The organism is Moorena sp. (assembly GCF_982860115.1).
In genome coordinates, this window is the sequence record NZ_CEYLVT010000304.1 from 1 (window position 1) to 7,372 (window position 7,372).

The 7,372-nt window shown below is 42.9% G+C and carries 4 protein-coding genes and 3 pseudogenes; 5 read left to right on the top strand and 2 right to left on the bottom strand.

Features of this window, described 5'->3' with window-relative positions; translation table 11 throughout:
• Window positions 1-820: 820 nt before the first annotated feature.
• Window positions 821-1,531 (top strand): annotated as a pseudogene (locus AC4II3_RS29840) (ATPase, T2SS/T4P/T4SS family); the annotation flags it as partial.
• Between the two features lie 21 nt (window positions 1,532-1,552).
• Here AC4II3_RS29840 and AC4II3_RS29845 read toward each other — a convergent pair.
• A complete protein-coding gene (locus AC4II3_RS29845; protein WP_488016399.1) occupies window positions 1,553-2,812 on the bottom strand; it encodes an RNA-guided endonuclease InsQ/TnpB family protein in 1,260 nt (419 codons plus the stop codon).
• 83 nt (window positions 2,813-2,895) lie between these two features.
• Here AC4II3_RS29845 and tnpA point away from each other — a divergent pair.
• The 3 genes and pseudogenes from tnpA to AC4II3_RS29860 all read left to right on the top strand — a co-directional run bounded on the left by tnpA (window position 2,896) and on the right by AC4II3_RS29860 (window position 4,766).
• A pseudogene (gene tnpA / locus AC4II3_RS29850) lies at window positions 2,896-3,302 on the top strand (IS200/IS605 family transposase).
• Window positions 3,303-3,338: 36 nt separating this feature from the next.
• Window positions 3,339-4,337 (top strand): annotated as a pseudogene (locus tag AC4II3_RS29855) (GspE/PulE family protein); the annotation flags it as partial.
• Between the two features lie 210 nt (window positions 4,338-4,547).
• Window positions 4,548-4,766, top strand: coding sequence for a hypothetical protein (locus AC4II3_RS29860; RefSeq protein ID WP_143727892.1), 219 nt, complete (start codon window positions 4,548-4,550; stop codon window positions 4,764-4,766).
• Window positions 4,767-5,384: 618 nt separating this feature from the next.
• Here AC4II3_RS29860 and AC4II3_RS29865 read toward each other — a convergent pair.
• Window positions 5,385-5,870: a tellurite resistance TerB family protein gene (locus AC4II3_RS29865; protein WP_488029849.1), complete on the bottom strand. Its 486-nt coding sequence runs from the start codon at window positions 5,868-5,870 to the stop codon at window positions 5,385-5,387.
• Between the two features lie 391 nt (window positions 5,871-6,261).
• Here AC4II3_RS29865 and AC4II3_RS29870 point away from each other — a divergent pair, with 391 nt between their 5' ends.
• A complete protein-coding gene (locus AC4II3_RS29870; RefSeq protein ID WP_488029848.1) occupies window positions 6,262-7,329 on the top strand; it encodes an NAD-binding protein in 1,068 nt (355 codons plus the stop codon).
• Window positions 7,330-7,372 lie beyond the last annotated feature (43 nt).

A 7,372-nucleotide genomic window follows, 5' to 3' on the forward strand; every position in this document is an offset into this window, starting at 1 on the left:
GGTGGCCCGAGGTGAAAGTGGCTTAATCAGGGGCATTCAACCCGACATGATATAAATCACCAACTAGGTCCCGATTGTCTATCAGTGAATCCCGTCTGTTGTTATGGTAGGTCATAATTATTGATACGATTCTTAGCTTGTGTTACTAAGCTAATTAATAGTTAACTATGGTAAAACCGTATTTTTAACTAAGTTTGGGGAGATAGGGAGATAGGGAGATAGGTAGATGGGGAGATGGGGAGATAGGGAGATGGGGAGATAGGGAGATGGGGAGATGGGGAGATGGGGAGATGGGGAGATAGGGAGATGGGGAGATGGGGAGATGGACAAAATTTTGATGAGGAAGATGACTATAAATTTGCCATTATTCTAGCTATTAAGGATTGAGTGTTAACGCTCAGCAATCAACACTCAATCCTTGTGGGAGTTACTCAGGAAGGTCAGCTCTACAAGTTCGGTGCTAACGCCCTCAATAGCCATTAGTTTGGTGGAGCCTGGGTCTCGCCAGACTGTCGTTACTTGTTTGTCAATGTACTTGTTTGTCAAGGTTTAGAAAGGCTATATAATCATTGTAAAAAACTAGGTAAGTCTATTTAGCTAAGCCTAGGTTTTGTGAAAGGAAAAAGGTAAGGTTATATATAAAGATTAGATAAAGATTTATAGTATTGCCTTGATATATTACTCCAATATCAACCAAGGGTAATACCAATTAATCAAAAACTGCTATAGTCAATAAGCACCCAGGTGTAAGGGATAAGTAAAACTGGAAATTCATCAACAAAAACTGTTTAATTTAGTTTAAAATAGTGGGGAGTAAATCATGGAAACTGGCGTTAGAACTTCATCGGCTTGGAGGAAGTTGAGAAAGGGTGAAATTAACTGTGAAGCAGCCCTTAAACTGTTGGTTAACCCACAAGGAGAACTAAACGTTAACCTGCTGGATCGGGAAGTCAGCTACCGGTTCTTTAAGCCATTCCCCAATCGCCAAGATTTACCTCCGGTGATTCCGCTGGTACTGTGGCGCAACTGTTATTACCTGGGTAGCCCAGTCCAGTTATCCCCAGAGCAGCTCAAAAAATTAAGCGATCGCACTTTCACCGAAATCAAAATTATTCCCATTGCACCCAAAAGCTACAAGCGATGGTACCACAGGGAAAACAATGATGCAAAATCTATCAGTTCGGTAGCCTTTGTCAATCCCCTTACTGGTGAGGTGGAACAAGAAGACATTACCGAAACCACAGAATTGTATCTGTCCCAAGCGGCTGACCAGATTGAGCGGATTAAAACTATTATCTCTGGAGCTTTGCGTAACCGCGCCAGTGATATTCACCTGGAACCGATGACTGATGGCTTAAGAGTCCGCTATCGCATTGATGGGATTCTTAGGGATATAACTACCTTACCGTCTGACTTGGGACGAGCAGTGGTGGTTGCTCTCAAAGTCATGTCTGATATGGACATTGCTGAAAGCCGCCGTCCTCAAGATGGTCGGATTGGGGAAAACTATGCGACTGGGGAGGAGGCAGAACGTGACTACTCCTACATCAAATCAAAGATTATGATGTAGGCTTCTCAAATTCACAAATGATATTTGCTGATCCTCGACATCCTGTGCCGATTTACCACAGCCATTGAGCGGCAGTCCAACCGCCATTAATCCACGATTCAAAATATTGATGCCACTATTCCAGTCGCGATCAATTTTGACGTCACAACTAAAACAAAAATGAACTCGTTCGCTTAAACTTTTTTCGACTCTGGAACCACAATTAAAACACTCAATACTTGTTCCCCGTGGATTAACTTCCTGGACTAACAAACCGCGTTTTACCGCCACTGCTTGCAATATTTCCAGAAATTTACCCCAGGCTGCATCATGTATTGATTTCGCTAACTTAGTTCGCGCAAGTCCTTTGATGTTTAAGTTTTCATGAGCAATTAAGTCATATTTGCTACACAGCCAGTGAGCGACCTGATAATGAAATTCCTTTCGACAACGGGCTAAATAAAGGTTCAATAAAGCGACTTTGTTTTTAGCTTTTTTCCAGTTATTAGACCCCTTAACACGACGCGACATTACTTTTTGAGCTTTAGCCAGTCTGTCTTGAGCATTCCTATAAAACTGTGGGATAGGTACTGCTTCACCGTCAGACGTGGTCAAAAACTTCTCTAAGCCAACATCAATTCCAACAGCAGACTTAACCGCATCTACGGGTAATATTTCAGGTACGGTATCATCCTTCATTGAGATGCAGCAATACCAACCATCAGCTTTTTTGATGACTGTACATTGCTTAAGAGTAAATCCATCAGGCAACAGTCGATGCATTACCACAGGAATTGAACCAATTCGGCTTAGCTTTAGAACGCCGTCAATTAAGTGTGCTCCAGCTTTAGAATTGTTTACCCTGGGAAATACAAATGATCGGAGTTCTCCAGGTCTTTTAAAACGAGGTCTACCGCCTCTGTTACCATTGGCGTCGGGTTTTCGCCACCTATCCCATGCTTTGTTTAGCCGTTGTAGGTTAACCTGCTGAGTTTCTGCATAGATTTGCTTGTACTCAGGAAACAGTCCCTTAGTTTCCTTGAGAGCCGCTTGTTGAGTGTAATAGTTAACCGGTTCTGGGATCTCACCGATCGGCTCACTGATTAAGCTACATCTATCAATCGGGGAACGAGTCCGATTGAGCCAATCAAGCCGTTGTCCTAAAGCATAATTCCAATGACGGCGTAACAGTTCAAGCCACCTTTCCATGATGGCGACCTGTTCGAGACTTGGCTTGATTCTGTAGCAGTAAGTTAATATCATATTTTTATTTTAGGACTTACTGTACAAAAATGAAAAGCATTTAAAAAAAATAAAACCGGTCAGTTTATAGACTTACCGTACATATTGTTTTGGTAACGAAATACAGGCGAAAGACTAGATCAAAACAGATCTTGATGAGGCCGTAGGCCACGCTTAGCGAACAGGTTGAAGCAAATCTGTTTCGACACTTGCGTGAAATGGGAATGTAACTTAGTAGAGTTCAATGGCGAAAATGACCATGTTCACGCTTCTTGTTGACCTTAACCCGCGCATTGGCTCCGGTTAAACTGATCGCCAATATCGAAACAGTAACTAGTAGATTGATTCGTGGCTGAGTTTACTGAGCACCTGAAACGGTTTTACACCAGATAATAAAGTTTTCTGGACGGGTTCTTATTTTGTCGCTTCTTGTGGTGGCGTCACAATTGAGGAACTGAAGAATTATGTCCAGCAACCAAGAGACCCCGTCAGGCAATTCCCCTCCCGCTAACCCTGCGGGTATAACGGGAGACCCCTTGCCTGTTTAGTTGGGTTAGATCTGCGGGTGAGTACCCTCCCTTGTGTGGGGGGAGAGAAAGCAGTGATTCGCTTATTACCAAGAGAGAACCCCTTTTCTGGCTTGGAAGAGTTAGGCTTTTCTGACGAAGAGCTTAAAATCTATAAAGGTTGGTTGCAGCAACCCCAAGGAATGGTTATTATCACCGGTCCGACTGGTTCTGGTAAAACGAGTACGCTATATAATTCCTTGCAAGGGTTAGCCACAGAACATGTGAATGTAGTAACGGTGGAAGACCCAGTGGAGTATGTCTTACCCCGGATTACCCAGACCCAAGTGAATGAGGCAGCGGGGATGACCTTTGCGGCAGGGATGAGGGCAATTTTACGCCAAGACCCGGACATCATTATGGTGGGGGAAATTCGGGATGCTGAAACCGCTGAAACAGGGATTCGAGCGGCTTTGACCGGTCACTTAGTATTGACCACTCTCCACACCAATGATGCAGTCAGTGCTATTCCTCGTATTAAAGATATTGGTCCGGAACCGGGTTTAATCAGTGATGCCCTATTGGGAATAGTGGCACAGCGTTTGGTGCGCAAAGTATGTCCCCACTGTCAAGAACCTTACACCCCGACTTCTGAAGATTTGCGGAAGCTGAATGTGACGCCAGAGGAAGCTAATCTCAAAGGTTGGCGGAAAGGAAAGGGTTGCGCCAAGTGCTACAATTCCGGCTATTTAGGACGGGAAGCCATTGTAGAGTTACTGGATGTAGATGATATGGTGCGGCAGTTGATTTATGAGGGAACCATGACTCAGTTGCACCGTTACCTGGATAAAATCAGTTTTTATTCCTTCCGGAAGGCAGCCATTGAAAAGGTAACCAAAGGGGTAACCACCCTAACCGAAATCTTACGAGTTCTACCCCACAGTGCTTTGTGCTGTAAGTCTCAGGGTCAATTGGAGAAGCCAAGAGCTACTAAAGTGAAATCCCTAGATAAGATGGCTCCAAATCGGAGATATGGTTGATTGACACTGCTGGGTAGGGAGTAGGGAGTAGGGAGTAGGGAGTAGGGAAACAGAGGGATATTGAATTTTTCTGCCATGGTGCCAGTGGGCAGATTGTCTAGCTTAACAACACTCCTAAACCCACTGAATTGGTGGGATTCACGATTATAGAGAGAGTCAATTAAGGTAGTTGCATATTAGTGGGGGAACTAATCAAAAGAGATTTCTACTGTGAAAGTAGAGACAGTTGGAAATCCGCAGATAATGTTTGACTTAACCTTTACTCGTAATTTAAGCGCTACACTAATTGTTGTGACTCTGCTTAGCCTGAGTTTATCTACCGTGCGTCATCATCCCCAAACCATGACGAAACAAAAACGATTCACTCCAATTGGAAACGCGATGAGAATGGGTTTAGTCATCAAGGGTCAACAACTTCGCTACCGTTAATCGGGTGTATGTGATATTTCTCAAATATTTTTCAGAAAGAAGGGGAAGTGTGGGAAGTTTGGGGAGATGGGGAGATGGGGAGATGGGGAGATGGGGAGATCTCACAGGGGTAGGTTTTTTACATTTGGGTAAAACATGGGACGACTGAGAGGAAGAGGAAAAGAAAAACAACGAACAAGCGTGATTTGCGCCTTCATGCGGGGGTTTCCCCCACTCGCTATTGCATCAAGACAATGATGATTTTAACGACAAATTAAGTATATTTTCTTATCCCCCACACCCTACACCCTACACCCTACACCCCACACCTGACGTCTTTGTAAAAAACATACCCTTGAAAGGATGGGGAGATGGGGAGATGGGGAGATAGGAATAGATTAAATCTGTAAAGGGATGCTACCCTATTTTAGATTAGAGTATTGTTTTGCGATCGCTTAATTTTTCTTCCTATTATAGTAGTTCTAAAATAGCTACACAGTAAGTATTCAGCTATCAGCGTGTCGCGTATCAGCTATCAGCCATTCGCGTAGTGTGGCCTTGGCTGATAGCTGATAGCTGTTCGCGCACCGTGCGCGAGCGCGCATATGCTTACCTACCGTGCTATTGTGATACCGTTGTCTAGAATGTGTTCACGTGAATCAATGACTTACGCATCTTAACAACAGTTCGTTCCATCTCTACTAAACTTTCTAGAGTCAAAACAATATCATCAGCAACTCCGAGGATTTTTGCTGCTTCTTTTACTTTGGATCTTTCTGCGTCAGCATAAACCCCATCAGCTGATGACATCTTAATGGCATGATATACCAATTCGTTTCCTACTGACCAAGTGTCAACATCAACTTTGATATCGGGCAACAGCTCTTGTAGGTTAGCATTTTTGTAATCAAAAGACTTGTAGAGTCCTACAACCTCTTCAGTGGCACCAAATTTAGTTTGGTGATTGATTAACCACTGCATTTCTGCGTCAGAAACCTCTCCATCACCTCCGGCAATAGCTAACAAAGCGTAACCATAGTTTACCATAGCTTGGATTGAGGCTGAACTAAGTCCGTACTCTTCTTTAGCAAAAGATGAAAGAGTTTGCATTTTATCGTCAGTCATATATTTTATCTTATTTTCACCTTACAGCTGGTTGACTCTAAGAAGTTTAACTTTGATGGGAGAATATTGCAAGTGTCTGATTCAGGTAAAGGTAGTTTTCAAGCTGAAACGAAGTTCCATCCAAAGGCTGAAAGACTAGCTGGATAAAGCTTTCAGCTCAAAAGTTTACCGTAAGGATTAAGGTTTGGAGAGAGGGGATGAGCAGGCAGACCAGGGTACTTGACCCCTCACTTTCAAACTGCTATCGCGGTTATCATGTTCATGAGGTACAAAGGATTTTTGCTCTCTTCCCTATTCCCTAAAATCCAGGATTTTGTCCATCACCCAATTAAGAACTACTATATAAATGATTAACTAAAATTAATATAAGATTAACCGAAGTTGAGATAATATGATCGATTTTAAGGTCTTTGAACAAGCACGGCAAAAACATCCCCGCTCTGAAGCTATGCCATTTATGGCTGAGCTGAGACAACAGATGCGTTCCCATCAGCCTTATCAAGGATTAAGACTATTGCATCATATCCACTTGACCATAGAAACTGTCTTTAAAGTTGAACCGTTGCTGTTGGCTGGTGCTGAGCTTACCGTGTCTTGCCCTAATTTGATCAAGCCTAACCCAGAAGCGGTAGAAATTTTACTCAGTGCTAATGTTGAGCTTAATCTGGAAGGGAATTTTGAGGATAACTATGATATTTGTTTAGATCTTTATGGAGAGTTACCCACACTACTCACCCCTAGCCAGGGAGTGGTAGAGCTAACTAAACTCGATAACGATATCTATCAATCCTTAGATATTTCCTATCCCTTGATTTCTGTGGATGACAGTTCCCTAAAAAATATAGAAACGTTCTATGGCACTAGTAAGGCATTTGTCAAAGCATTCCACCAGTTAACTAACGAATCATTAGTGGATAAAAAATTGATAATCTTTGGTTGTGGAAAAGTTGGAAAAGGACTGGTTAATGAATTATTAGACTTAACCAAGGAGCTGGTGGTCGTCGAGAAAAATCCTAAGATTTTGGAACAGCTTAGGGCTAGAGGAATCAAAGGGTTACAGGCTGAGGACCTGGATGGCATTAGGGCAGCACTAAAGGAGGCTTTTTGTGTTGTAACCTGTACGGGAGTTAATGGAGTACTTTCTAAGGAATATGATTTAGACAAGGAAGATTTTAGTGGTAAGTATCTTGCCAACATCGGCGCAGAAGATGAATTTGGTGATAACTTCTCAGATGCAGAAGTGCTTTTCAAAAAAGCGCCGATCAATTTTTCCTTAGCGGAACCTACTCCAGTTCAGACTCTCGACCCAGTCTTCTATGCCCATAACATAGCCATTGACTTAATTTTATCGAAGGAATTGGAACCCGGTTACCATTCATTTCCTAGTCATCTTGCCCAGGAAATAATAGAGAAATGGGGAAACTATCATGATCAAGATATAGCATTTTTAAGGGAGTAGGGAGTAGGGAGTAGGGAGTAGGGAGTAGGGAGTAGGGAGTAGG